Origin of the sequence: Niallia sp. FSL W8-0177 (genome assembly GCF_038006285.1) — a bacterium.
Taxonomy (GTDB): domain Bacteria; phylum Bacillota; class Bacilli; order Bacillales; family Cytobacillaceae; genus Niallia; species Niallia circulans_A.
Window position 1 is genome coordinate 138453 of the sequence record NZ_JBBOUX010000001.1, and the last position, 26426, is coordinate 164878.

The following is a 26426-nucleotide window of genomic DNA, read 5'->3' on the forward strand; positions in this document are numbered from 1 at the left end:
TTATTTACTTATTGGATTAATGCCAATATATCCAAATTTATTTTCACCATTTAATCTAAAACGGCTGTATTTCAATTTACTTATTGATTTCATATATCTATGAAAAGCTTTGTTACTTTCCTCAGTTATCCCTAAACTTCTACAATATTTCTTGTAAGCTAACTCTAATATATCATTGTGTGTCTTTACTTCAGGATCAAAGGTACAACAAGACTCAATGAAGCTAGAGATTGAATTTGTCTGTTTTGAATATTCCTCTGCAATTTCTTCAATTTCAGGACATGTAGTAAATTGGTAATTATTTTCACTCCAACGTTTTAAGCCAATTAAGGCCCAGCGAGCAATATACTGTGTTTCTTTTAAAAGTTTATCAAAAAGATGTATATCTTGTTTTTCTTTAGGAACTGCATACTTAAATGGAAAAACTACTAACCTTTGACTAAAGGCATTGGATTTATCAATACCCTTAATTGATGGTAGATGGTTCCCAGCAAATAAAAGAACTGATCTATTTATGAATTTAAAAGCTTGTCCATATAAGAAACGGGCCATAACATAATCACCTCCAGATAATTTTTTGAAATTATCTAATCTGTTAAGTGCAATTTCCGAAGTTTCCCCGCATGCATTTAACTTCTTTCCAAAAAGTTGGCATAGGAAATTGGGTTGGTTAAGTTCCTCAAAGCTTAAGTTTGTAAAGAAATCTTGTCCAACTAAATGTTCTAATAGTTTTAGTACAATAGATTTTCCTGAATCTTTTGGACCAAGTAGATATGGAATAGCTTTTACATCTCTTATTTCTGAAATGACATATCCGAAAAGTTCTTGAAGTCTTTTATAAACGTTTTTATCACCACCAGTGATTTGCTTCAAAAAGGCTTCAAAATGTTTTCCATCTGGTAAAGAATCTAAGGGATAATCAGCATTAATTACTGACGTAAAATAGTAATTTGGACTGTGACGATATATTTTAAAGTTATTTAGATTAATAATACAGTTGGAGAATGCTACTAATGATTTTCTACTTTTTAGAAACTCATCATCTACTTTAATTTCATCTCGAGATTTAATCCATTGAATTATTTCTTGGCAACTTTTAAAGGATATCAATCTCTTATATTCCTCAGGTATATTCTTTCTAATAAAAAAGTCTGCATTGTCTCCAGTAAGTCCAATGAAATACCCCAAAGAACTATTCCAATAATATAAATTGCTTTCAATTACTGCAAACTTATGACTATTAATTAAAATCTCTGCTAATTTATAGTTAGGAACAACCTTACTGGAGTCTTTATTATGCTTTACAGATGGCCTATTTAGACTAATCTCTTTATTATGCTTTACAGGTAATCTATTTGGATCAATCTCTTTATTTGTATATGATTCTTTCTGAATATCTGGAATATCATCTGGGAAAGTATTCCCCAGATGATTGAGTATATTAATTTCGTTGTTATTTATATAAAAATCTTTTTGTATTCCCTGCTCTTTACTTTCAATTGGAGAGACATAGTTAAACAATTCTTCATTGGATACTTGATTTATTGCATATAAATCTCGCTTTTGTTCCTTTTCAGTGAAATCATCTCTATAACAGCTAGTTTTATTGGTTAATAGATATTCATCTAGATTAATATAATTATTACTGAGTGGTTGGCCGAATATATTAAGAGGTTTATTTTCACTTTTCATTTCAGGAGCATTATCACCAGATATTTTGATTATCATCATATTCTACCTCCTCGTAGTATTCACTCTGTTCCTCTTCATTATTGTACTGATTCTCTAAATACTCGTTAATGTAGGATGACATGGTATCTGATTCAAATAGTTCCTCATTATTCGGTAGTACCTTTCTAACTACAGATTTTAAAAACCTTTTTAGTGGTTCATTATCTGCATATACAGTTTCTCTAACAATTTCCTCTTGAATAGGATCATATGTACATATTGTTAAACATGAATAGAAACCATATTCCCAGTAAATATACAATGTATCATCAAGCTCGAAGGAAGAATTTGAAGTTATACGTTCACAAAAATCATTAGATTGAAAGTAAACAATAGTATCCTCTTTATCTCTATTATCTACTCCTATAATAATTGGAGAAGTTTTATTTAAATACTCAATGACAGAAGAGTTATAACTTACACCATCAAAAGTTCCTTTGAGATAAGTTTTTTTATCTTTTTGTAAATATATAATTGCTGCATGCGGTTCTATATTTTCTTTTGTAACACCTACTAATGTAGTTTTTTGATCCTTTAATAATAAGCAAAAAGTTTTTCCTTTGTTTTTTACACTATGTTCAATTAAAGTATTAAGTTGCTTTTTTACTTTTGATTGTTTCATTTGAAACATCCTCCTAAAATTTTTTAAATACTATAGTTGAATTTTAATTAATTATTTAGCAATATAAAATACACCTAGACTTCAGAATATAAAATTAATTTGTAGTCTAGGTGTATATAAAATAAAGTTTATATATGATATAATATTCTGTTTATATTTAAGTTTATAAGGTTCATAGAAGGATGAATGATATTTGCGCTATTGTTTATAGATTTATAATCTGTTCAAGATGTTCACTTAATACTAGAAAGTAACCTTAAAGAAATAACAAACTTCTAATTTATATTTGTTATAAATTGAAGGTAAGTTGTTAGTTATTAGATGAACATGTTGAACATCTATACTTTTAGGAGGCTAGCAGTGTGAATTTAACAGATCTAATTGAGGAAATAATATCCAACACTGACGTTACATTAACGAGATTTGAGAAAGAGAATAAAAAGTTTCCTCTTATTGAGTGGGAGTATGATCAAACGAAAGTAAGTTCGTTAAAAGTGGTAAATGAAGATGTTTATACATTTTTTTCAATGCTTATATCACTAAATAAATTTGATAGTGTTTTTAATAGTAACAATAACCCTGAGACTTATGAGTATGAGGATTTATTAGAGTATCTATTCTCGGATATAATAATGTCAATACTAAATGATTCTCTTATAAAATTAATGGAGTTTACTAGATTAAAGAGAGAACGTAATAAATACCCTGAAATTATTAACGAATTATATTATAGTTTTGATGAATTTGAAACAAATATAAGGAAATTTATTCGTGATTATGATTTCACTGAAAAAGAAAAATTATTGGATATAATAGGTTCCTATAGGGATGTGATTCATTATAAAGTGCCTAAAATCATTTTTCCTTGGTATGCCTATGCATTAACTTATACATATAAATACCTTGGACCAAATCTAAAAATAATTAAAGAAAAACATTTACCATTATTTTGGTCAAAAAGTGAATATCCAAATGAAGAGGAACTGTTTATAAGATCACAGAGGGATCTTCAATCATTTATGAATATATTAAGAGAAAAGAATAATAATCATAATAAATCTCTAAACTTATTTTTATTTAATCAAACTACTAACTTGTATGATGTCTATAACTCTGTAGATATATTTAAGGATACTTCTTATTATATGTGGTCTGAAAAATTCAGTACCAGCATGATTGATAATATGGATAAGTCAGTAAGATATAAAGATAAACAAGAGCTTTTTGATAATATTAGTAAGGTTGTAAAACTAGATAATCTGGGTGTAAGAACATTAATGATTGATAATTACTATAATAAAACGTTGTTCGAAAGTGATAAAGTTTGGTTTTTATTCAATAGGATATTTGATTATTGCAAAGATTCCTTAGTTAAACTAATTGAAGAAAAGTTCTTAATATTATATCAAAATGATTTAAGAAATGTGCCAAGTGATATATGTATTGACTATACTATATTCAAGTTATTCTCAAAATTTGAACCTTTTGACCAATTTATTGAAGTTGCTTTTAAAGAAGGGAATCCACCAGTATATACTTTAAGTATTGATAATGATAACAGTGCTACACATTTATATGAGGCCTATGGCTATGCATATAAAAGTTTCTATAAATCTAAAAGAAATTCTAATAAAAAAGATTAGAAAAGACTAAGTTTAAGAGATTTGTAGGAAATTTTAAAACATCAGAAATAATATTAGAATGTATTCAGGATAGCGAATATTATCCTGAATACAAAACAATTACCTCAATAAAGAAAACATTGGGATTCTCTTATAAAACTTTTTAGTACTAGTATAATAAAGCGCTATCTCCAAAATAGGTTAATTAGCTCTCTTATTATACAGACTGAACAATTACTACAACAATTGTGACATGTTTTTGAATTCATTTTAATTCTCCTATCCTATATTATTTCTTAGCTGTTAGAGTTATTATCATTTCTAGACGATGCCAAAAGTACCTCAGTAGCAACTGTAATCAAGATTGGAATAACAATTTTTTTTAACATAATAATTTCACCTCCTTTCAAAGAATCTATATTTACAAATGACCAGCTTCTTTAAGAGAATAGAAAGAGTTTGAACAAATAATAAGGTGATCCAGTAATTCTATTCCAATTATTTTACTAGCTTGATTTATACGTTTTGTGACTGCAATATCTTCTGAGCTAGGATCAGATACATCACTAGGGTGGTTATGTGCAACAATTATTGAAGCTGCATTACTTAATAGAGCTGGCTTTAGAACTTCTCTAGGATGAACAATGCTAGAGTTAAGACAACCAATATGCACCACCTGTAAACATGTAGGCTGATTTTTAGTGTCAAGGCATAGAACTATAAAATGTTCTCGATCAACATCCCCTAAAAAGTCACGAATGAGTTCGTATCCGTCTCTTGGCGAACGTATTTGTCTATTTTTATAAAGCATAGTTTTTTCTCTAACAAGTTTTATTTTTACAATATTTATACGCTTTGCTGGTACTATTACCATTTCTTTCTCTTCATTATTCCTAGTTTCTAAGAGTTCTAATTGTTTAGTTTGAACTAATAATGAATCTTGCTGCATATAATTCTCTCCTTTTTCATTTATTTGTTTATAAAAGAAGGCCCTAAGATTATTTATCCTAGGACCCTTACAAACTAATAATATATATTTATACTTTTTTAAAATACGAAATGGTGTACATTTTTTTCCTTAATAAAATAAATTTGGTATAATGATAGTACAAAAGAGCTAAAAGATTATTAATAATATTAGAGAGAAGGGTCAACATGATTAGGTTCGCAAATCCAGGATCTGATATAGAGCATATAGTAGAAATATTTAAAAAAATATATGCACAACTTTCAGATTTTTCTTCATTTAATTTAGACAATATGGCAGATGTGATGACTTCGGCAAAAATGGCATCTTCCAAAGGGTATGTTGGGGAAGAAGCATTAAAAAGATCATACGCAATCAAAGATACTAGTCGTAATCCTTTGTATAATCAAGCGAAGATGTATGCAGAAGTATATAGAATGTTCGGTTGGATGAATTCCGGGGAAAGTGCCTTAGAATTCAATTTTACATTACTAGGTGCACATGTTGCACTTTCAGGTAAATCAACTAAATCAATAGTAGAGCTATGTTTATTAGGAATATATTTTCCAAATCAACTCATAAGTACTCGTTTTACTAATAAGGGAAAGCCTTATATAAGTATAATGAAATACTTTAATGCTCTAGATGATATACTCAATAGGGATGAAATGATTATTGGTGCATTAAATTTAGAAAATAGTGAGGATGAAGAAGAATTAAAAGAAAGTGTATCTCTCATTAGGAAGCTAAGAATAGACAAGAATAGTAAAGCAGCAATGTTACTAAAAATGGAAGAACTAAGTAAGGATTTAGACATAAGTTGTACCACAATGAGAAATTATACTAGAATTCTAATTGCTGCCTTGAAATATACGGGATGGGCAGAAGAAATCAAGTATAATACTTATGGTAGAAATACTAAGTTTCTTAGAATAACAGATTACGGAAAATCAGTTCAGGCTAGGGCTTCAAAATTCAAATATGTTACTTTATCTGACCTCGAAGATTTGAATGAGCTTCAGATCAATGCTATTTGTAAAATAGGATTTTTAAGTTTCTTAAAAATGGCGGATTTTGCTGTCGAGGAGGATTTGGAATCTCTAACAGAAGAGGTTGGAATAATAAAAGAGATCTTTGGCACATCTAAAATCTTTTTTAACCCATTTCAAACATTTTCAAAAGAAAATATATTAATGTATTTTCCTGAAGGAAACTTAGAATCGGATGTAGTACTTAGAAAAGAATTTACAGTTACAGAATTGCAAGAAATAGAAGAAGTTATGAAAAGGGAAGTTGGAATACGTAGTCATGATGCAAGTGGTTATAAGCATAATAAAACTGCGAAATTAATAATAGAAATGCTTAATGAGCATAATGAAAATGAAAAGCTTGTAATTGAAAAGCTACTAGATCAGATATTAATAATGAAGCAGACTAATTTCTATCCCTTAGTTGCGGAATTATTTGGTATAATCTTTCGCTTGGATGCTAGAACTCCACAAGCAGGTGTCAACAATGAGAGATTTGATGTAATAATACCAGATGAAAATAACTCAATTCCTGTTGAAGTTAAATCACCAACTGAAGAGATGCTTTTGTCTGTTAAGGCAGTAAGGCAAGCCTTAGAAAATAAAATCATATTGCTCTCAAGAAGGAATTATAATACTAGTAAAGAAATTTCATCAATAGCGGTAGGTTTTAGTATCCCAAATAAAAGATCAGATGTATATCTACTGATTGAAGATATAAAGAAAACCTATAATATAAATATTGCTATTACTAGTATTGATCAATTATTGAGTGCTGCAATAAACTGCCTGAAAAATGAAAAGAAATATAATGTAGCAGATTTTAAGGATGTTTATGGGGTGATTAAATTTGAAGATTTATAAACCAAGTGATGTACAAGAATCTACTAACTTGTATGATTTTATAGATTTATTAATAGATAATGAATTAGATTTGGAAAAGAAAATGCTAAATTTAAGCAGTGCGTATGAAAAGTTAATATTAACGCCTTTTGCAGTAAATAAGTTAATTGAAAAGTTATTTACTAAGCTAAATTTCCCTATTAATTTCTCAAGAAAAGGGGACAATAATGCACGCTATGATGCAACAATTTCCATTGGAAATGAAGGATATGAGGGGATCATAGAGGTTGAAGTGCCATCTACAGCAATGTTAGATGCTCCAAGAAATCTTTTAGACGATATAGCAGTTGTTACAAATCGGAGCAATATGAAAATGGAACAAGTTATTCCAATTGTTATATGTTGGACATTTCCGAATAACAGAACTGATTATTGGAATGTGGTTAATGATATAAACAAAGTACTTAGTATTAAGATTAAAACTATTTCTATTATGGCATTAGCAGTTTGTTATTGGACTAACAATCAACTTAAGTTAGTTGATGATTCGTTCTATGTCGATGTAGATAATAACTCTTTAAGAGAAATGATTGAATTATTATCAAATCAAAACATAGATTTATCTCACTTTGACGGCTTTTTTACTCCATATAAATAAAAAAAAAGAGAGATTCTTTTTTATAGAATCTCTCTAACTTTTATTGGAGTTTAATTATATTAATAAATTTTTTAATTTATCTAATCTCTCATTACAAACTTCAACCCATTTATCTTCAAGTTCAATTCCTATCCATTTTATATTATGTCCTTGTTTATTTAGTTTCTCGCAACATACACCTAAGGTACCCGAACCATGAAAAGGATCTAATATACTTCCTTCATATTTTCCCTCAGCATTTTTGGGACAAAACGCTTTAATGAGCTCAGTAATTAAACTTTCAGGCTTTTGTGTAGGGTGTTCAGTACGTTCATGTTCAAAGTTTTTACCAGCTAAAGTAGGAAACTTCCAGATGTCACCTCTTAATGCACCATTTGGATTAGGCCTCCACTCTTTTCTATTACCTTTAGAATCTTTGTAATATACAGGATTTTTTAATCTATCTTCACTTTTATATGGTACTCTGACATCATCTGCGTTATATGTCCACTTCTTATTATTATTTGAAAACCAAAGGAAAGGTTCATATTGGGTTGCTGGAATTTTTTTTGATCTGGAAAATCCATTTTCATAGTTCCAGATATTCATGCCCCTATAGAATAGATTATCTTCATACATCATAACTTGAAGAAAACCAATAAACTTGTGTATGCCAAACCAAATCAGGCTACCATTTTTATCTAGTAATTTATGACATAAATGTATTCTACTTTTATTTATTGATAAAAACTGTTCTAATGATAGACTGTCTGATTTATTACCAAAGTCTTTATTTAAATTGTAAGGAGGATCAGTCAATATAAGGTCAAACTTATAATTTCTATCAATTAATTCTTGTAGCATAATATCGCTATCAGCTTTATAAACTTTATTGTAATCTAACATTATTCTTTTTTACCTTTCCTTTTTGTTTTACGGAAGATTAAAATATATTGATGGTGAATATTTTCAACGTAAGCAAACGGATAACCGTATGGTAAAAGGGATTTATGGTTTTGGAGAAGTACTTTAACCCCTTGTAATGTTAATTCATAATTGTCTGCAAGCCCAATTTTATTTAGTCGTTGTATTAAATCACTATGGAAACTAATGAACTCACTCTTATGTCTAAAATCTGAAACAACAATATTCATGTATTTTTCGGGCTTAAGTACTTCAGCAGCTTCTTTAAAAATATCCTCAGTCAATATATCTAAAAAGTCATCATAGGATTCAATATTACCCAAATCTTGGTGATCATCAGAATAGTTGGTTGCTAGCTCGTTTTCTATACGTTCCTTTTTAACTTTATGATCAGCCTTTTTATTCAATATTGCCCAATATGGGGGACTTGTCACCATAAAATCAACAGAATTTCTTTCGAGAAGTTTTAGTTCGACACAACTATCTCCATTAATAATTGTGTACTTATTAGATGTACCTTCTCCTACTTCGATATCTAATCTTTTACGAGCTAATTCTGACCATTTTGGTGATAATTCAATTCCTATTCCATTTCTATCACATAATGCTGCTGCTTTAAGTGTAGAACCTACACCCAGAAATGGATCCAAGACGATATCGCCTTTCTTTGTGAAAAATTCTATTAATCGTTGAATATCTTGGAAACTAAATGGAGCAGGATGCTGTTTCTCTATTTGAGCATGAGGGTGACTGGCTCCTAATCCTTTCTGAAATAAATAAGATTTAGTTTCTGGCATCCATTGAGTTCCAGTTAAATCATTTAATTTATTTCTTGGATCATAAACACCTTTACTATCCTTTAATTCATTTAAAGTTTCTTCATCTAATGTATTAAGAAAGTTAACTAAATCAACCTTATTGTAAAACTTACTTCGTCCTTGTTTTATAGGGATTAAATCACCAGTCTTTTCAAGTTTCGTTATTGCTCTTTTAGTTAAACCAAATTCTTCTATAATTGTGGCGGTTTTAATTAAATCTAGGTCCATTATTACTTTCTCCTTTTATATAGCAACCATAACTAGAATAATATCTAATAATAATAAAAAACAGGACATAGGTTCTGTTTTTAAAGTGCTTTGATTATGTTTTAAATATAATTATAATATTTTTTTGACTTAAAGCAAAGGCTAATAGTGGAAGTTAATCATAATGTTGGATATACAAGTATTTAAAAGACTTTCTATAATGCGATCTATACTATTATAAAGATTTAGCTTTTAGAAATTTAACTAGAAGATTGTAATGGAAAGTGAGAGAATTGAATTCAATTTTTTACTCTTCGGATTCTCTTTTACACAAATTTTACACATCCCCCATACAAAACCTTATAAACTCAATAACTATTAACCTATTTCGACCCCGACCACCGGTATCATCAGATTAATTTATGTCTAGATTAATCACTAAAGAAAGCTTGCAAATGTTGTTAAATCAATATTTGTGAGCTTTCTTTGTTTTTAGAGTATACGATAGAAAACGATAAGATACGATATCTTTTCACAAGCTGTTATTCAAAATCGAGTGATCTGGCGCTTTGTAGGCTTTTTGCTTGACGCTAAATATAAAATCTATATATTTATCATTGCGCAATATACATTTCTGTACCTTCATGGACCAATAGACCCTACTAATTGTGATGGCTATAATTCCTCTAATTCAACTTTTGAAAGTAGTATGAATGGTTACAGTCATTTTACTAAAAATTGTTGCATTATATTTTTCCTCTATTTAAAGGGTTTTCTGTACTTGCAACTATTGGGATATTATTTTTTATATTAATGTACAATAAAGCCCCAAACAAGTTGGCCTAGAAATCACTTGAATAAGCATAATTAGGTATCTACATTGATTAGGGCTATCCCTTGCGTGCGTTTTGGGATTCCATCGATTTTACGCTCTACCAATAATGGTAAAAATAAAAATCGGTAGGTATTCTTTCTTTGCAAAATAATTGTTTCTTTGTATTCCATTTATTCTCCTTTTTTTGTACACAAACTTTCCTTTTTGTTAATGCTCAGGTTTACCTTGGTTTTAGCAGAATGATTTGTCTTTTTTGTTTTCTTCACATTGGAGAATCGATCCATCATTTTATCTTTATAGATATATCCGAGAATAAAACCAACTATAGCGATAACCGATATGATAATGGCTATGCTATATTGCTGCATATGAATGGTGGACCCTAAAGCAGCAGATGCAATAATCCACGGCAGACGACCAACTATAAGTATGGTGAAGAATCTTAATGAACTCATGGATGTAAGAGCGGCCACAAATACAAGCAGGTCTTTCGGCAAACCTGGAATCACGAAAAAGATAAATAAAAAGATAGAAAACTTTTTCTCATCCTGTATTAACGACATCCACTTATATTTTTTCTTTTGCAGTAGCTTTGAAATATAATCGCGCCCGATAAATCGAGTGAAATAAAAAGCAATCGCTGAGCCTATTATTAAGCCGATTGTAGTATATAAGGATCCTAATGTAACTCCGTAAATATAACCGCCTGCAACCTGTACGACTTCTCCTGGAATAGGCGCAACCACGATCTGAAGAATCTGAAATAAAATAAACATGACCGGTCCCCAATGACCTGTTGAATGAATAAACGCCCTAAAATTGTTCATGGACGACATAATCTTAATAATGGTAGGAGAATAATAGATCAAACCAATAGACAATATGAGAGTTAGACCTAATAGTATTGTTACGATTGTTTTTTTCGAAAGTTGTGGCATAGCTTAAAACTCCTTTATGTAATTACTTCTACCTGTTTGTAGTATAGAATGGATAAATTAAGAGTTACATACATAATTTCTGAAGAATTCTTAAGTCGACTGTATTTACTGGTAGTTGCACCAAACGACTATTATACTGATATTAGACGAGGTGATCAGATGAACAAGCAAATCTTAATTGCTGATGATAACAGTGAAATCCGAGAAATTGTAAGGATTTTGTTAGAAAGTGAGAATTATGAAGTGATTGAAGCGATAGATGGTCAGGATGCGATTAATAAAGTAAATGAAGAGACAGATCTCATTATTTTAGATATGATGATGCCCAATAAATCGGGGCTGAAGGCGTGTTTGGAGATTCGTGAAAAAACAAGCGCACCGATCTTGTTCCTTACTGCGAAAACGCAGGATTCGGACAAACAATTGGCCTTCTCTTCAGGTAGTGATGACTTTTTGTCCAAACCTTTTTCTTATACAGAACTCGTTTCGAGAGTGAAGGCTTTACTGCGGAGATATTATGTCTATCGTGGCAAGGAGAAGACGGAGGAAACGGAGCATATTATCATTAAGGATCTTACGATTCACCAGGATGCAAAGACTGTATTTGTTGGAGAGAAAGAAATCACTTTGACTGAAATTGAATACCAGATTTTGCTGCTGTTAGCTAAGAAACGACGTAAGGTGTTTTCGGCTGAAAACATATATGAAAGTGTTTGGGGGCAACCCTACTTTTATACCTGTAACAACACAGTTATGGTCCATATTCGTAATTTGAGAAGTAAACTTGAAGATGACCCGCAGAACCCTAAATATGTAAAGACTGTTTGGGGAAAGGGGTACAAAATTGAATAGATTACTAATGGGGAAAAAACTTAAGATCAAGCTCGTTCTGGCAGTATTAATTTCCTTAGCTATTTCTTTAAGTGTTTTCGGCATTTTACAAGTTGTTGGCGAGAAAGCGTTAAATAGTTATTTAAGCAAATCCGCTTTTATGGAAAATAGGCAGCAAGATGCGCTTGAACGATTCGAAGAGTTCGTGAATAGCCAAAACGTGTCCACCCGTGATCGAGAGAAATTGACTGAATGGATAAATAATGAGCGATATTTGAATCTGTATATTTTTGCAAAAGAGAAATTAATTTTTTCATCAAATAAAGAGGTTGATCCTGCTATTAACGAAGAGCTACTAACTCGGTTCACGCCTTCGGAAACACCTACTACCATCCATTTTGCGGATCAAGATGCCCAGATCTACTTGGTAGGCCTTTATGAGTATCAATACTATAATCTCATTTTGTTTATTGGTATTTTCATAGCAGCCATTATATTTATTATTTCCTTCTTACTGATAATTAATAAGAAAACATCCTATATCGGAGTACTTGAACAAGAGATCAAAATACTTGAAGGGGGAAATTTAGATTATTCAATTACTATATCTGGAAAGGATGAATTATCTTCTTTGGCCCAAAGTATTGATGAGATGAGGAAATCATTTGCCGAGCGACTCGGTAGTGAGGAGAGGATCAGGATAGCTAATCGCGAATTGATCACGGCAATTTCCCACGATTTACGTACTCCCCTTACAATTTTGCTGGGATATATGGATATCATCGAGCTTAACAAGTATAAGAATCATGAGGATTTGCTGCAGTATATTCATAATAGCCGGGAAAAGGCCTATCAAATCAAAGCGCTATCGGACAAACTATTTGAATATTTTACGGTATCCTCTGCCGCTGAAGAAGAGGAAGTGGAATTTGAATTATATGAGGGCAGAGCGCTTATAGATCAACTCATTGATGAGCAACTGGTGGTTATGGATAATTTAGATGTTCAAGTGCAAGCAGTTCCATATGATGAGAAATTTTTGCTGGAAATCAATTTGGTCGCTATACGCCGTGTATTCGATAATATATTTTCAAATATTCGAAAGTATGCCGATCCGATGCATCCTGTTCATATTCAGATTTCCTTGGAACAACAATGGGTCGATCTTAGGTTCGAGAATAAAATTTTACATGAGACCGAAAAGGAAGATAGCAACAAAATTGGGCTCGTTAGTTGCCAGAAAATAATACAGAAGCACAACGGGACGTTGAACGTATCAGTACGAAAAGATACTTTTTTGCTACAGATAACGTTACCTGTCATTTTAAATAAAACAGTACAAACTTTTGAATGATTTTTGGGCATCCAACTTGTCACTGGAACCAAAATATACGCAAACAAAGGCGCAAAAAACAGTTGTTTCCGCTATTTGAATTTGTATCTAAATAATTGATCTCTAACATAAGGAGTTAAACTTTACACATCAAGATTTGCATTATAAGGGTATGCAAAAAGCCACCGAAAGCGAGCTGCTATGAACGGTATCATTATAATAAAAGAGAGGAATAGGTATAAATGGGGAAAAAAGCTGAGGGGAAGAATTCTTCGATTGGAGATCATGTTTTTGCGATTTTGGTTGTCATTCTTATGTGTGTATTTCTTATTTCTTTGCCTTTTTTGATATTCTTCGGTGGTTTTAAATTAGTGTCTTTAGTTCCAGATGTGTCGATCAATACAAATGGTACTTTTGATTCTATAATAGTTTTATTTAAGTTCTTTGTGCTGACTGTGGTAGTGGTAGGGATTGTAGACGTATTGTTTTCTCAGCTTTTATTGAAAAAACGGGGATTTTTTAATTTTTTTATTGAAGCTGTGTTTATGTTCTGTGTATTTTATCTCTATGTATTGATATATTCAATGAATTCTCAGGAGATTGTTATAAAGAATAATGGTGTGTTCTTGGTAGCCTTATTCTTATTTGTTCTATACTTGTTGATAAATGTAGTGTATATAGCTTCAAAGTGGATATATGGATCCATGATGAAAAATATACAAAAGAAAAACAATTGAGAAAATAAATTCATAAGGGACAGAACCGTGGTGAAGCAACAGGACGGCGATCTGGTTAAGATTGCAAATGGAGCGTTCGGGTGATGGCTTATCGGCATCCTGGCATTAAGAATTATATAATCAATAAAAGCAGACCGGTTGTGATGGTCTGCTTTTATTATTTTTTTCATATCAATTCTCCTTTTCCATTTATCATTCAGTTGTACTAACAAGTTGTTAAATTAGCTACCCATAAAATGTAAATACCAAGCGACTTAAGAATTCTTAAGAATTATGAACCCCTCATCTTAAGAAATCTCCCATAATCTTATATATCATAAGCAAATAGGAGAGGGTAGATTACAGGGCGAAAACAATTTAACCAGATTACCAAATATCAATAATAGGGAGTCATAATAAAATTCATTATTAGTTAGGAGAATCTATGTTTATAAAAAATATTCCCAATCTGCTTACCTTTGTAAATTTGTCATTGGGGGTGCTTTCAATTGTTGAGGTTATTAATCAAAATTACTTCGTAAGTGCCATATATATTATTATTGCAGCATTTATAGATCGATATGATGGAAGAATCGCTAGACGATTAGATGTTTGCAGTGAATTCGGTAAAGAATTGGATTCCTTGTCCGATTTGGTTTCCTTTGGGATTGCTCCAGCTTTACTTGTTTATTTTAAATTTAACTTTGATGATCTTGGCATGCTGAGACTTGTAGGTATAGTTGCTCTATTGTTATACGTCGTCAGCGGTTCATATAGATTAGCACGATTTAATGTCAAAGAGTTTGAGGGTATCTTTAGTGGAATTCCAATAACCGTGGCAGGTTTTATTCTGTCCATTTACTCGGTGCTTGCACCAAGCACGATTAATTTAACATTTATATCGGTAATTTCATTATTTGCTTTTTCCTATTTAATGGTATCCAGTATAAAATTTAAAAAAATATAGTAAGGAGTAATTATGAGCAATCAAGAGAAATTTACAAATATTCGCGATCGTGACAACTCTTTAAATAAAACCGGTCTACGCTATTTAGCGAAGCTTTTATTTTCTACAGAAGTTCCCAAGCTGGTTCTAAGCATAGCCCTTATTTTAAGTATTATCAGTTCATTTGTGGGGTTGATTGTTCCGATAGCTACTGGAAAAATAATTGACCAATTTCGTTTGGAATTAATAAATGCCACTACGATTATACAGCTTGTCTTTATCTTTATTTTGCAAGCCGTATCAAGTGGATTCTCATACTATCTGTTAGCTTATGTCGGAAATAGAATGGTCAATCAATTGCGTAAACAGCTTTGGGAAAAGATGCTTCATTTACAGATGAGTTTTTTTGATCGCTACCGCTCTGCGGATCTTATGAGTCGCATCGCAAACGATACAAATGAGATTAAATCACTCATTACCGATCACTTCATCAACTTTATTTCCAACTTGATTACAGTTATTGGTGCAGTGGCCATGTTATTTTATTTGGATTGGCAAATGACGTTAATCATTATGTTGGTATTACCTATTAGTTTAGGTGTAATGATGCCGATGGGGAATAAGATGTATGAAAATTCCGTGCGTTTACAGGAACATTTGGCAGCACTATCCTCGACGCTGTCCCAAATCATTGGGGAAATGAGACTGGTTAAGGCTTCTAACTCGGAGAGAAAAGAATTAAAAAACGGTGAAGCTAACATGGATGATTTATTTCAATCGGAAATGAAAGAAGCTCGGGTTAATGCAGTACTGATGCCATTGATGACATTAATTATGATTGTGCTACTAGTTGTAATTATCGGTTATGGCGGAGTGCGTGTTTCTTCGGGAGCTCTTACTGCAGGGAAACTTGTAGCATATATCTTACTTTTGTTTCAAATTATGATGCCTGTTGAACAGTTTGGAGCATTTTTTTCGAATTTAAAAAAAGTAATGGGATCGACAGAGAGGCTAAGGCTTATCTTGGAACAGCCCCTCGAAGCTGACAACAAAAAGGATGTGATGCCGGATAAGCATAACATCTTAGAGTTTCGCGAGGTTTGTTTTGGGTATGAAAGAGATAAGCAAATCCTGCTAAATGCTTCTTTTACGATACCAGATCGTAAAGTAACTGCTTTTGTTGGTCCTAGCGGAAGTGGAAAAACAACCATTTTTTCGCTTATTGAGAGATTTTATGATCCGGAAACTGGAAACATATATTGGGGTGATACGCCAATCGATTCTTTTTCTCTCCATGATTGGCGCAAAAAAATTGGTTATGTGTCTCAAGAAAGCTCTCTTATATCAGGCACAATCCGAGAAAATATTATCTATGGGCGAGAAGACGAAGTGAGTGAGTTGGAGATGATGAATGTAGCCCGACTTGCATATGCCCATGATTTCATTGACGCTTTACCAAGAAAGTATGAAACAGAGGTAGGAGAAAGAGGAATTCAGCTATCAGGCGGACAACGCCAGCGTATAGCTATTGCTCGTGCTTTGTTGCGACAACCGGATATTTTGCTGCTAGATGAAGCAACCGCAAGCTTGGACAGTGATTCAGAACATGAGGTCCAAAAGGCACTGCATTATTTGATGCAAGATCGTACAACCATTGTAATCGCACATAGATTATCGACAGTTGTACATGCGGATCAAATTATTGTATTTGAGTATGGACATGTTACAGGAGTTGGAAAACATGAAGAATTACTTCAGACACACCCTTCTTATGCTGCATGGGCAAATAAGCAATTTCAAGGTATACAGAGACTATAAATTATAAGCATGTTCGCTGAAATTTTCGAAAACCTATATTTTTACTTGTTGAAATTGCTATGGAAGTCATCATTTCGTTGTTTATGGCTGAATTAATTGATCAAGGGATTACCAGTGGCCAGATGAATCAGGTGTGGGGAATAGGGGGAAGCCCCTTAACCCCCAACTCACTCTCTCTATCTGATGAACAGGAAAACGATTAAAAATGAAATATCCTCCTTATTAGTGATTTATTGGTATAGTTTTTTATTTAAACCAAGGATTTTCTTTGATATTTAGAACTTTATTAATAGAGGTCATTTATAGAGTAAGAATTTCGCAAAGGAATTGTTAGATTATTTTTTAAAAGAATGACAAGTGAAGAAAGAAAAAATACTGAAAAATCTATAAAATAGGATTTTTTTTAAGCTTGCTTTATCAGCAAGTTCCATATATTCCTTTTTTCACTTACTTATCCATTAAGATTTATGTTTCTATTAACTAAATGGATATTAACTTCTGTTTTACAAACTTTTTTGATGCTCATAACAATAAATTTTTCCTTGGAACTTCTTATTAGATAAACAGAATGATTTTACTTTATCTGATACGGGTTTCTGACAGATTATACACGTGTTTTCCTTTTCTTTTTTGTCAGTGATGTTCTTCTTTTCTTCGATAATATCTATATGCTGCTTTCTAATTGCAGCGTCTGTAATATTAGCATTCACAAGTGAATTGTAGATCATCTCCATTTCACTTTTTAGAAAAAGGGGAGTTGGGTATTGTAATTTAAGAACAGCAACCTTTCTATTAATAAACTGAGTTAATTCAACATCGTAAATGACCAATTCAGTAGAACTAATCTTACGCAATTCTTTCTCTATTTTAAATGTGCATCTCTTTGTAAAGGAAACTACTGAAATAAAGTATGGATGATATTTCGCTTCTATAAAACTTTTGAGGGCTTGAATATGACCATAATTCTGCATTATAGGATTCATCATTTTGAACTTACCATTAATTAACCAAGTTTTTCTATCTTTTCCTCCATAAATGGTTCCTTGATAATTCTTTGTTTCGATGACGAATAAACCATAAGGAGCTATGATGACATGGTCAATCTGGGAATATCCCGTTGATGATTTAGGATTTTTAATGAATATATCACTTAAATACATATAATCTTTAGGTAGCTGGGATAGTTGAATATCAATTTTGTATTCGCCGAGTTCCCCTTTTCTAACAGCAGATTGATTGTTTTCTATTTTGGTTGTGGAGTTGTTTCTATTTTTTACGTTGATTGGACCTTCTTTCTTGTTTTTTTTAATATTTTTCTTTTTAAATAAAAAATCTAAAAACATAATCTGCCTCTTTCTGTTGGAAATATTTTTCTATACCTTAATATCGACTTATAGGGAGAATTTTTTAGAGACCCAAAAGAATCATCCCCCTTCATCTTTCACGCCAAACTTAGTATAGTAGATATATATTTTCCATTAGTTACACACAAAAACGGCTGGAGGATGAGTACAATTAAAAACGAACCATTATATCAGCAGATTCAAAATAAGATTATAGAGCGAATAAAGGAAGGAAAATGGAGAGTCGGAGATAGAGTTCCTTCTGAGAAGGATTTAATGGATGAATTTCATGTAAGCCAGATTACTACCAAGAATGCGTTGGCTGGCTTAGCTGATCAAGGAATTGTGGAGCGGATTAAGGGGAAAGGGACGTTTGTTATTGAAAGTAGTTTTACAGGTTCAATGGCACGAAACCAAACTTCAAGTGGGTTGATTGGGTTAATTATTCCAACGATGAAGACAAAGGTGGAGCAGGATTTTGTCAATTTTCTTGAACAATATGTGACGGAGCAAGGGTATAACTTAGTCATTAAGATTTCTAGAGAATCACAACTAAAAGAAGCGGAAGCTATTGAGACTTTTCGTGTGATTGGTGTGGAAGGAATTATTATTTTTCCGGCAGAAAAGGAAATGTATAATGAGGCAGTTCTTCGACTGTCCCTAGATAAGTTTCCTCTCGTATTGATTGACCGATATATGAAAAATATTTCTACCTATAGTGTCAGTTCCGAAAATACTCAAGGGACGTTTGCGGCTATTTCTTATTTGTTGGATAAAGGATATGAACAGATTGGACTTATCTCTCCCTTAATAACAAACACGGTTACGGAAGAAAGAGCAAAAGGATTTGAACAAGCTTTTTTTAGAAAAGAAATTACAATTGATAAAAACCTTTGGCTAACACTGCCATTTGATAAAATCTCCGTTCAGGAAACGCCTGCAATAATTAAACAATTTTTATTAGAAAACCCGAAGCTAGCTTGCCTATTTACGATGAATGCGGAATTGGCACAGTATACGCATCGTGCTATTTTAGAAGTTCAAAAAGAGTCTTACCGTCAAATAGAGTTGGTTACTTTTGATTTTCCTGGAATAGAAGGGTTCACCTTTGTACAACAAGATATCCAGCAGTGCAGCAAGGAGACGGTGAAGTTATTATTGCAGCAAATGGCTGGAGAATACGATCCAAAACGAATGTTTATCCCAGTAAATGTGGTGTTTGCTGCCGGAAATGAAATATAGGTAAAGAATATGCTACCTGACTATGGTAGTTTTTTTTGTTGGAAAATTATTCTCCTAACATTTTTCTCCCATGCAGTTCTTTCCTTTTTCTGCTAATAAATAGGATTTTTTTATCAAAAAAGTATAAAAGGTATATTATATACTAAATTTAGTATATTTTTACGAATGAGGATAATATAAGATATTTGTAAGCGTTTTTATTTAAAAAGAACAAGATTAAGTAGATAATTTTTAGATGAATCGTTTTTCTCTCTTCTATATGATTTCTAAACAATGAGAAGGTATTATCCAACAAAATTTAAGAGAGCAGTATTTTACTAGAATACAGGTATCCAGGGTGTACAAAATCAACTTATAACTGATCAGGTATACCCTTTTTATATAGATGGTAGTTTTCAACAAATATGGGGAGGGGATTATCCTGAAGAAGTTAGTAAAAGTATTACTGTGTATGAGTTTATGGCTCTCTTTACCGTATGCAGCATTTGCCTACAGTAACCCGATGGATTTACCAGAATCTTGGACATGGGATAGCGGAGAGTATTATGGAGAAGGGGACCCATATATTCTAAAGCATAATGGTATTTATTATCTCTATGTTAGTACCGTAGATGATAAAAGCGGTGTGAAGGCGTGGACATCCGAAGATTTAATGAATTGGACATATGCTGGTCTTGTTACAGAAGAACCTACTACGAAGGCTGCTTATGCGCCGGAAGTTGTTTACTGGAATGGCGATTTCTATATGTATACATCTCCAGGTGGAAATGGGCATTATGTCTATAAAAGTTCAAGCCCTCTTGGTCCTTTTAAAAAACAAACCGATAACCTTGGGATGGGGATTGATGGACATGTTTTTATTGATGATGACGGCAAATGGTATTTTTATAGTACGGGATCAAATAGAATAGATGCACGCTCCATGCCAACGCCAACTGAATTTGGCAAGGCAACGGATACAGGTGCAAAAATGAATGGCTGGACAGAAGGGGCAACCGTACTGAAAAGACATGGCAAATACTATATGACTTATACAGGAAACCATATTTGGAATAAAGCATACCGTATTGATTATGGAGTAAGTGATTCTCCTAATGCTGGTTTTACAACGAATAAAGAACAGAATCCACTTTTACTAAACACAGAAGGGGAAAATGTAGGTTTAGGTCATAACACAGTTGTGCGAGGACCAGACCTTGATTCCGACTATATCGTCTATCATAGTCATGCGAACCCAGGGCGTAACATAAACTTCGACCGCATTGCGTGGAATGGTGAGAAAATGCTCGTGTTAGGGCCGACAACTTCTGAACAGTCTGATCCTGCTTTACCGGATTTTAGTGATCGATTTAATCGAACCGAACTTGGAGCAGATTGGAAAAATGTAAATGGAGGGAAATGGAGTATCAAGAAAAATACTTCTAATTGGCTGGAACAGAAGACTTTGGATGATACGAAATGGTATAGACAAGTAAGTAAAGTATCTACAGATAAGGAATATACAGCAGAATTCAATCTGAAAATGGTAGAAAAAGGGGAGAGTGAAAATCCGCGACTTGGTGTAGTTTTCTCCTATAAAGATGAAAAGAACTACGGAACAGCTGTCCTAAGCTCGAAGCATAATCGATTGGAAACTAATTTTGTTGTGGATGGTGAGGAACAAGGCTGGGAGTATGCAGATCTGCCAGAAGGCTATGATTACACAAAGCTACACCAATTGAGAGTAGAAAGGTCGGGAGATACATTTAGAATCTATGTTGATGGCATGCAAAAGCAAACAAGAGAAGTTCGAAACATTGGCGCTGGCAGCATCGGCTATACTACTTCAGATGTACATGGAGCTTTTGGCTATACAGCTTTTAGCAATAAAGTTGACGGCAGCAATGTCTTTGATGCGTATAAGCCTTTACCGGGGACGATTGAGGCTGTTCATTATAATGCTGGTGGTGAAGGTGTCGGCTATCATGATAAAACAAGGAAAGAAGCAGTTAATGCCTACCGCCAAGATTATGTAGATATTGCTGACGATTCTGACGGCAGTTATTACATTGAATCAAATAAAAAAGGCGAATGGCTGAAATATAATGTAAATATTGCCGAAGAAGGCTTATATAATCTGGATTTACGTGTTGGCGAATCCTCCAAAGATGCCAAGATAAGGATCTTGTTAGATGGAAAGTCGGATATAACGGGGGATGTAAGTATTCCGCCATCAACGGATTGGAGAACGTTCTCAATCGAAAAGTTGAAACTACCAAAAGGAAAGCATACGCTAACGATTGAAGTGGTAAAGGGTTCATTTGATTTTTCAAGCTTTAAAGTACAAGGCTATAAAGCAGTTGATGTATTATATGACGACTTTAATGATGGGGATGCTAAAGGATGGGATGAAGTCGAGGGGACATGGAAAGTTGGTCCTTTTGAAGAGCAAAATATTGATTTCGATGAGTATAAACAGGTTCCTGGGGTAATAAATGCAGCCTATTACAATACTGGTGGGGAAGGAGTTGCCTATCATGATACGACACCAGAAAATATTGGTGGAGTATTTAGAAGAGATTCAGTAGATATCCGAACCAATCCAGAAGGCGGCGGCTATGCTGTTGGGTGGAATCAGACTGGTGAATGGCTGAAATACAATGTAAATGTTCAAGAAGCTGGCGCATACAATCTTAAGCTTTATGCTGCAACAACTTTTACAAGTGCAAAGGCGCGTCTATGGTTAGATGATAAAATAGATTTAACCGGCGTATTTGATGTTCCTGCTACTGGCGGCTGGAACAATTGGCAGGCTGTCATTAAAAATGGAATTAAGTTGCCGAAGGGAAATCATACTTTGAAACTAGAATTCGTAGAAGGGGAATTTGACTTTACGAAAATGGAATTGTCTTCATTTGATGTTCATCGACCACTACCTGGGCTCATTGAAGCGGAAGACTATAACAACGGTGGGCAAAATGTAGCTTATTATGATAAGTCGGAAGGAAATAGTGGGGGACAATACCGTAATGACGATGTGGACATTCGAAAAACAGCTGCAGCGGATTATGCAGTTACCTCAATTGAGACGGATGAATGGTTAACATATGATGTGAATATTTTAGAAGAAGGAAGCTATGGACTTGATTTACTTGTTTCCTCTGTAAAGGATGGATCGAAAATAAAGCTTCTGTTAGATGACAAGCTAGATCTAACGGGAGAAATTGATCTGCCGAAAACGGGCAGCATGGACAGTTGGAAGACTGTATCACTAGAGGATATAACATTGCCAGCTGGGCAGCATACATTAAAAATAGTTGCTGTAGAAGGTGGCTTTGAGCTTTCGAAATTTATGTTCCACCAATTTGATCAGTATAAAAAGCTGCCAGGCAGAATAATGGCGGCAGATTATATTACTGGTGGTGAAGGGGTTGCCTATCACGATAATACTATCGAAAATATTGGCGGGGAGTATCGCCAGGATGCAGTCGATATCCGTGTGAATCCGGAAGGTGGCTACAATGTTGGCTGGAATCAAACAGGAGAATGGCTGAAGTATAATGTCGATATTGCAGAAGAAGGTAGCTATGATTTAGCCATAAATGTAGCTACGACGTATAAAGATAGTCAAATCCGATTATGGCTTGATGATTCGATTGATTTGACAGGTGTAATTGATGTCCCTAGCACTGGCGATTGGAATAATTGGCAAAGCGTTATTAAGAAAAAAGTTTCCTTACCAACAGGACAGCATACGATTAAAGTAGAAATAGTAAAAGGTGAATTTGACTTCTATTATTTTGGATTCCTAGAGGAAATCGAAGTACAAGAGCCACAAATAATAGGCGAGTACAATGCAAGTAGCGAAACCTTTGCAAAATCAGTTATCGGTGAAAAAGAGTGGAAGGATTACATTATCGAAGCAGATGTTAAAGTGGCTGAAGGATCTGGAGACGGAGGACTCATCTTTCGAGTAAATAATCCCGCAAATGGAATTGAGTATAGCCAAAATAATGCTGATTTCATGCAAGGATATGTGGCCTATATAAATGAGGACGGCGTCCATCTTGGAAAGCAAAATTATAATTGGGAGTATCTTGGTGGTGCCTCGATCACAGAACCACAAGCTGCTTGGCATCATATGAAAATTGAAGTGATTGGGACAACAATTAAAGTATATGTGGATGATATGGCGACACCAAAGATTAATTTTACGGACAATAGCCGTACTGCCTTTACGCAAGGGAAAGTAGGGGTAAGATCCAATTATAATAATACCAAGTTTGATCATTTCTTAGTTAGACCGTATCAAGCAGATCATACGTCCATTCAAACATTACTGGATATGTACAAGGAATCAGGTGAATTAAAGGATAGTCTTTATAAGAGCTTAAGCAATAAATTAAAGCAATCCAAAAAACACCTAGAGAAAGGCAAAAACGATCAAGCGATTAAATTTCTCCAAGATATAATCAAGCTGCTTCATAACGATAAAAAGGAAGTATTGAAGGCGGAAATAGAAAGATTGATAGATCGATTGTAAAGTGGGTGTCAAAGTGGGTGTCAGGCACCGTAAAAAGACAATTGTCTTTTTGTGGTGCCTGATTATTGATGATTCAGAATTAAAAATACCAATTGATTGAAATCCTTATTCATCGAAGCTAAGAATACTAATGTATTTTGGCTACGTACGGTGTATGAAAGGTTGGTGGGAAATTGGATTGACTTTGTTGTCAATGTTGCTTTAAGTCATTAAGTCATGATTTCCGAAGACATAGGTCAAATTAAGAGAAGGTAGATATTTTGATGGAGATAAATTTATACATAAATATTATCTTTACGCACGAGCGCATTGTTACATTGGGACTTTTTGTTAGCCATCTTTGTTGAATTTTCGTCATTCCCCAATTATTTTTACGTTTTCTCCTTTTGAAGAGAAATATGATAAGACCCGGATGGGCAGAACCAAATTAGCGTGTGTATTAGAAAATAACAGAAAATTCAAAATGATTGATATGTTATATTTAAGATAAGGGTGAGATGATTAAATGGATTACGAATTAATTAGATATAGAATTGAGGCTATTACATCTAAGATTAAAGAAATTGGTGGAGAGGTTCAAGAAGTTATTATTGATGAGCCAGCTTCGCTTGAACAAATAATCAAAACAGAGGAACAACTTGGGAGAAATTTACCTGAAAGTTTCAAGAAGGTTCTTAATGAGTTCTCAAGTAATTTCAGTTTGCGGTGGCTTTTACCTGACAATATGGAGCAACCAAAAGAATTCAGAGAAATATTCTCTGGTACTCCTCACTGGAGCTTAGAACTTCTTTCTCAGTGTGAAGAAGATCGTATGGGGTGGATTGAAAATGTTTTTTCTGATCCCGAAGATGAATATGATGTAGTTTGGCATAATAAATTAGCCTTTAGTGAAGTAGGGAATGGGGATTATTTAGCATTTGATATGAGTAACAAGGAAGATGCCCCAATCGTATATCTTAGTCACGATAATGGTGAAGGGCACGGTTATATATTGGCAAATAACTTTATTGAATTCCTCAATAATTGGTCAAGAATAGGGTTTGTAGGGTGTGAGGACTGGCAATGGCTACCTTTTACAACAAGTCCTGGCAGTGGAATAGTTGCGGATGGAGAGGAAGCAGGGCTTTTTAGAACTTGGCTAGGATTAGATATATAAATAGTAATAAGAGCATTAAAGTCTAACTCAATGCTCTTTCCTATATTAATTTAATGTTATAATATACTAAATTAATGATGAATTTAAATATTTAACTTTCCACCGTAAAAAAGTTCCCCGTAAGATTATTCAAAGGCCAAAATAACTTCTTCAATCACAAATAAATCCAGAGAAGCATATATACCAACTAAAAGGGATTTTTTAAAGTAAAGCTTGGATAAGACGTTCATCCTATATTGTACAATAAACGTCACAAGGAATCATATAATTTAATTAAAGAAGGTTATGTATATATGAAAATACTTTTGAGGCTTCATTTAGTATTTTATATAAGTCTATTCGCATTTATGTTGGCAATTCCATATAATTCTATGGATGCTAATATATTTAAAATGATCTTATTTTTAGTAATTCTTTGTGTATTTATACTAATCCTGACTTGCTATATTGTACTTTCTTTTAATAAAGAGATTAAAGCTATTAAAAAGTATATATATGCAAATATAGTAATGATGATCATTGGAATTATTGGTTTCCTTACACTGGGACATGTGTATTACTCAGAAAATCAGGAGCAAATTTTTATGATAATTATTATTGGCGTTCTTTTTATTATATCGCACGTACTGAATCTTCAAATGAAGAGGATAGTTGAGCATTATAATATTGATGTTATTTCAGAAGTAAAATTATTCTACAAAATGGGGAAAATAATAGAAAATACACCAATTTCAAATGCGGCTACTAAGTTAGACCGGATCTCTTACGGTTTCTGTATAGTCGTTTTTATAGCAGAGAATATGATTATCTATATTTGTGCAATAGGAATCATCTTATTGTGTTCAATAAAGTATCTTAATCAATTAAGAAGGGAGTTTCTAAAAAGTAATTTAGTATCAAAGGCAGAGACTTATTTCTCCATAGTTGCCTATGTTCTTTGCTATCTGATATCCATCTTGTGGCACTATTATTTTCAAAACATTTCTACTATTATTGTTGGACCATTAGGACTGCTTTTCTTAAAAATTTATATACAAAGAATTGCTGTCAAAATATATAGAAGTGGGTGTCAGGCACCGTAAAAAGACAGTTGTCTTTTTGTGGTGCCTGACACCCGTTTTTATCGTTTTTATGGTAATGGTTTCCGTTGCGCAAAGGAAAGAGTTTGAATTAACTTTAAATTTAATTAAGTATAGTATGTAGATAAGCAGTTGATAACAAAAGATGAAATCGCTAACAATGGTTTTTTGGTATTCTCAATTGGCTTTTCATTCTTTTAAGCTAGCAATCGAAAGAGAATTAAGTCGAACATACTGTTAGCTTTATCTTTACTGCAAATAGGAGAAA

General features: G+C 33.0%; 20 protein-coding genes. 13 read left to right on the top strand and 7 right to left on the bottom strand.

The features are described from left to right. Both NST77_RS00695 and NST77_RS00700 read right to left on the bottom strand, forming a co-directional pair. The gene (locus tag NST77_RS00695) at positions 1-1728 is read right to left on the bottom strand and encodes a DNA primase family protein (RefSeq protein ID WP_341122641.1); all 1728 of its coding nucleotides are present in this window, start codon (positions 1726-1728) and stop codon (positions 1-3) included. Then, the gene (locus NST77_RS00700; protein ID WP_341122642.1) at positions 1706-2353 is read right to left on the bottom strand and encodes a hypothetical protein; all 648 of its coding nucleotides are present in this window, start codon (positions 2351-2353) and stop codon (positions 1706-1708) included. Before NST77_RS00700 ends, NST77_RS00695 begins: the two co-directional genes overlap by 23 nt. A gap of 362 nt (positions 2354-2715) precedes the next feature. Here NST77_RS00700 and NST77_RS00705 point away from each other — a divergent pair, with 362 nt between their 5' ends. Next, positions 2716-3996 (top strand): hypothetical protein, encoded by a 1281-nt coding sequence (locus NST77_RS00705; protein ID WP_341122643.1) that lies wholly within the window; start codon positions 2716-2718, stop codon positions 3994-3996. A gap of 400 nt (positions 3997-4396) precedes the next feature. Here the strand turns inward: NST77_RS00705 and NST77_RS00710 are convergent, their stop codons facing one another. Next, on the bottom strand, positions 4397-4924 hold the full coding sequence (locus NST77_RS00710) for a JAB domain-containing protein (protein WP_341122644.1): 528 nt from the start codon (positions 4922-4924) through the stop codon (positions 4397-4399). Positions 4925-5130: 206 nt separating this feature from the next. On the opposite strand from NST77_RS00710, the gene NST77_RS00715 reads away from it, so the two are divergent. Both NST77_RS00715 and NST77_RS00720 read left to right on the top strand, forming a co-directional pair. After that, a complete protein-coding gene (locus NST77_RS00715) occupies positions 5131-6834 on the top strand; it encodes a hypothetical protein (protein ID WP_341122645.1) in 1704 nt (567 codons plus the stop codon). After that, positions 6821-7471, top strand: a complete 651-nt coding sequence (locus NST77_RS00720; protein WP_341122646.1) for a hypothetical protein — start codon at positions 6821-6823, stop codon at positions 7469-7471. The genes NST77_RS00715 and NST77_RS00720 overlap by 14 nt, the downstream gene beginning before the upstream one ends. 54 nt (positions 7472-7525) lie before the next feature. On the opposite strand, the gene NST77_RS00725 is transcribed toward NST77_RS00720, so the two are convergent. The 3 genes from NST77_RS00725 to NST77_RS00735 form a co-directional block, all read right to left on the bottom strand. Further along, a complete protein-coding gene (locus NST77_RS00725; protein WP_341122647.1) occupies positions 7526-8356 on the bottom strand; it encodes a DNA-methyltransferase in 831 nt (276 codons plus the stop codon). Further along, a complete protein-coding gene (locus NST77_RS00730; protein WP_341122648.1) occupies positions 8356-9420 on the bottom strand; it encodes a DNA methyltransferase in 1065 nt (354 codons plus the stop codon). Before NST77_RS00730 ends, NST77_RS00725 begins: the two co-directional genes overlap by 1 nt. A 984-nt stretch (positions 9421-10404) precedes the next feature. Continuing rightward, positions 10405-11172 carry a TVP38/TMEM64 family protein gene (locus NST77_RS00735; RefSeq protein ID WP_341122649.1) on the bottom strand — a complete coding sequence of 256 codons (768 nt, stop codon included), beginning with the start codon at positions 11170-11172 and terminating at the stop codon, positions 10405-10407. Between the two features lie 159 nt (positions 11173-11331). Between NST77_RS00735 and NST77_RS00740 the strand changes: the two genes are divergently transcribed. The 6 genes from NST77_RS00740 (at position 11332) to NST77_RS00765 (ending at position 17019) form a co-directional block, all read left to right on the top strand. Beyond that, a complete protein-coding gene (locus tag NST77_RS00740) occupies positions 11332-12024 on the top strand; it encodes a response regulator transcription factor (RefSeq protein WP_144581237.1) in 693 nt (230 codons plus the stop codon). A 7-nt stretch (positions 12025-12031) separates the two neighbouring features. Beyond that, a complete protein-coding gene (locus tag NST77_RS00745; protein WP_341122650.1) occupies positions 12032-13357 on the top strand; it encodes a HAMP domain-containing sensor histidine kinase in 1326 nt (441 codons plus the stop codon). 221 nt (positions 13358-13578) lie between these two features. Then, the gene (locus tag NST77_RS00750; RefSeq protein ID WP_341122651.1) at positions 13579-14073 is read left to right on the top strand and encodes a hypothetical protein; all 495 of its coding nucleotides are present in this window, start codon (positions 13579-13581) and stop codon (positions 14071-14073) included. A gap of 424 nt (positions 14074-14497) precedes the next feature. Then, complete coding sequence (gene pssA / locus NST77_RS00755) at positions 14498-15019, top strand: CDP-diacylglycerol--serine O-phosphatidyltransferase (RefSeq protein ID WP_095333479.1); 522 nt, start codon at positions 14498-14500, stop codon at positions 15017-15019. Between the two features lie 12 nt (positions 15020-15031). After that, on the top strand, positions 15032-16816 hold the full coding sequence (locus tag NST77_RS00760) for an ABC transporter ATP-binding protein (protein WP_341122652.1): 1785 nt from the start codon (positions 15032-15034) through the stop codon (positions 16814-16816). Between the two features lie 59 nt (positions 16817-16875). After that, positions 16876-17019: a hypothetical protein gene (locus NST77_RS00765; RefSeq protein WP_341122653.1), complete on the top strand. Its 144-nt coding sequence runs from the start codon at positions 16876-16878 to the stop codon at positions 17017-17019. A gap of 300 nt (positions 17020-17319) precedes the next feature. Here NST77_RS00765 and NST77_RS00770 read toward each other — a convergent pair whose 3' ends face one another. Then, positions 17320-18159 (bottom strand): nuclease-related domain-containing protein, encoded by an 840-nt coding sequence (locus NST77_RS00770; RefSeq protein ID WP_341122654.1) that lies wholly within the window; start codon positions 18157-18159, stop codon positions 17320-17322. A 162-nt stretch (positions 18160-18321) separates the two neighbouring features. On the opposite strand from NST77_RS00770, the gene NST77_RS00775 reads away from it, so the two are divergent. From NST77_RS00775 to NST77_RS00790, 4 genes are all read left to right on the top strand, one after another. Beyond that, positions 18322-19401: a GntR family transcriptional regulator gene (locus NST77_RS00775; RefSeq protein WP_341122655.1), complete on the top strand. Its 1080-nt coding sequence runs from the start codon at positions 18322-18324 to the stop codon at positions 19399-19401. A gap of 451 nt (positions 19402-19852) precedes the next feature. Further along, positions 19853-23923: a carbohydrate-binding protein gene (locus NST77_RS00780; RefSeq protein ID WP_341122656.1), complete on the top strand. Its 4071-nt coding sequence runs from the start codon at positions 19853-19855 to the stop codon at positions 23921-23923. A 505-nt stretch (positions 23924-24428) separates the two neighbouring features. Next, positions 24429-25079: an SMI1/KNR4 family protein gene (locus NST77_RS00785; RefSeq protein WP_341122657.1), complete on the top strand. Its 651-nt coding sequence runs from the start codon at positions 24429-24431 to the stop codon at positions 25077-25079. 293 nt (positions 25080-25372) lie between these two features. Next, a complete protein-coding gene (locus NST77_RS00790; protein ID WP_341122658.1) occupies positions 25373-26161 on the top strand; it encodes a hypothetical protein in 789 nt (262 codons plus the stop codon). Positions 26162-26426 lie beyond the last annotated feature (265 nt).

Coding starts and splice junctions, on each gene's coding strand:
- NST77_RS00695 (WP_341122641.1), bottom strand. CDS start 1,728: ATGATAATCAAAATATCTGGTGATAATGCTCCTGAAATGAAAAGTGAA.
- NST77_RS00700 (WP_341122642.1), bottom strand. CDS start 2,353: ATGAAACAATCAAAAGTAAAAAAGCAACTTAATACTTTAATTGAACAT.
- NST77_RS00710 (WP_341122644.1), bottom strand. CDS start 4,924: ATGCAGCAAGATTCATTATTAGTTCAAACTAAACAATTAGAACTCTTA.
- NST77_RS00715 (WP_341122645.1), top strand. CDS start 5,131: ATGATTAGGTTCGCAAATCCAGGATCTGATATAGAGCATATAGTAGAA.
- NST77_RS00725 (WP_341122647.1), bottom strand. CDS start 8,356: ATGTTAGATTACAATAAAGTTTATAAAGCTGATAGCGATATTATGCTA.
- NST77_RS00730 (WP_341122648.1), bottom strand. CDS start 9,420: ATGGACCTAGATTTAATTAAAACCGCCACAATTATAGAAGAATTTGGT.
- NST77_RS00735 (WP_341122649.1), bottom strand. CDS start 11,172: ATGCCACAACTTTCGAAAAAAACAATCGTAACAATACTATTAGGTCTA.
- NST77_RS00740 (WP_144581237.1), top strand. CDS start 11,332: ATGAACAAGCAAATCTTAATTGCTGATGATAACAGTGAAATCCGAGAA.
- NST77_RS00745 (WP_341122650.1), top strand. CDS start 12,032: ATGGGGAAAAAACTTAAGATCAAGCTCGTTCTGGCAGTATTAATTTCC.
- NST77_RS00750 (WP_341122651.1), top strand. CDS start 13,579: ATGGGGAAAAAAGCTGAGGGGAAGAATTCTTCGATTGGAGATCATGTT.
- pssA (WP_095333479.1), top strand. CDS start 14,498: ATGTTTATAAAAAATATTCCCAATCTGCTTACCTTTGTAAATTTGTCA.
- NST77_RS00760 (WP_341122652.1), top strand. CDS start 15,032: ATGAGCAATCAAGAGAAATTTACAAATATTCGCGATCGTGACAACTCT.
- NST77_RS00765 (WP_341122653.1), top strand. CDS start 16,876: ATGGAAGTCATCATTTCGTTGTTTATGGCTGAATTAATTGATCAAGGG.
- NST77_RS00770 (WP_341122654.1), bottom strand. CDS start 18,159: ATGTTTTTAGATTTTTTATTTAAAAAGAAAAATATTAAAAAAAACAAG.
- NST77_RS00775 (WP_341122655.1), top strand. CDS start 18,322: ATGAGTACAATTAAAAACGAACCATTATATCAGCAGATTCAAAATAAG.
- NST77_RS00780 (WP_341122656.1), top strand. CDS start 19,853: ATGAGTTTATGGCTCTCTTTACCGTATGCAGCATTTGCCTACAGTAAC.
- NST77_RS00785 (WP_341122657.1), top strand. CDS start 24,429: ATGGATTACGAATTAATTAGATATAGAATTGAGGCTATTACATCTAAG.
- NST77_RS00790 (WP_341122658.1), top strand. CDS start 25,373: ATGAAAATACTTTTGAGGCTTCATTTAGTATTTTATATAAGTCTATTC.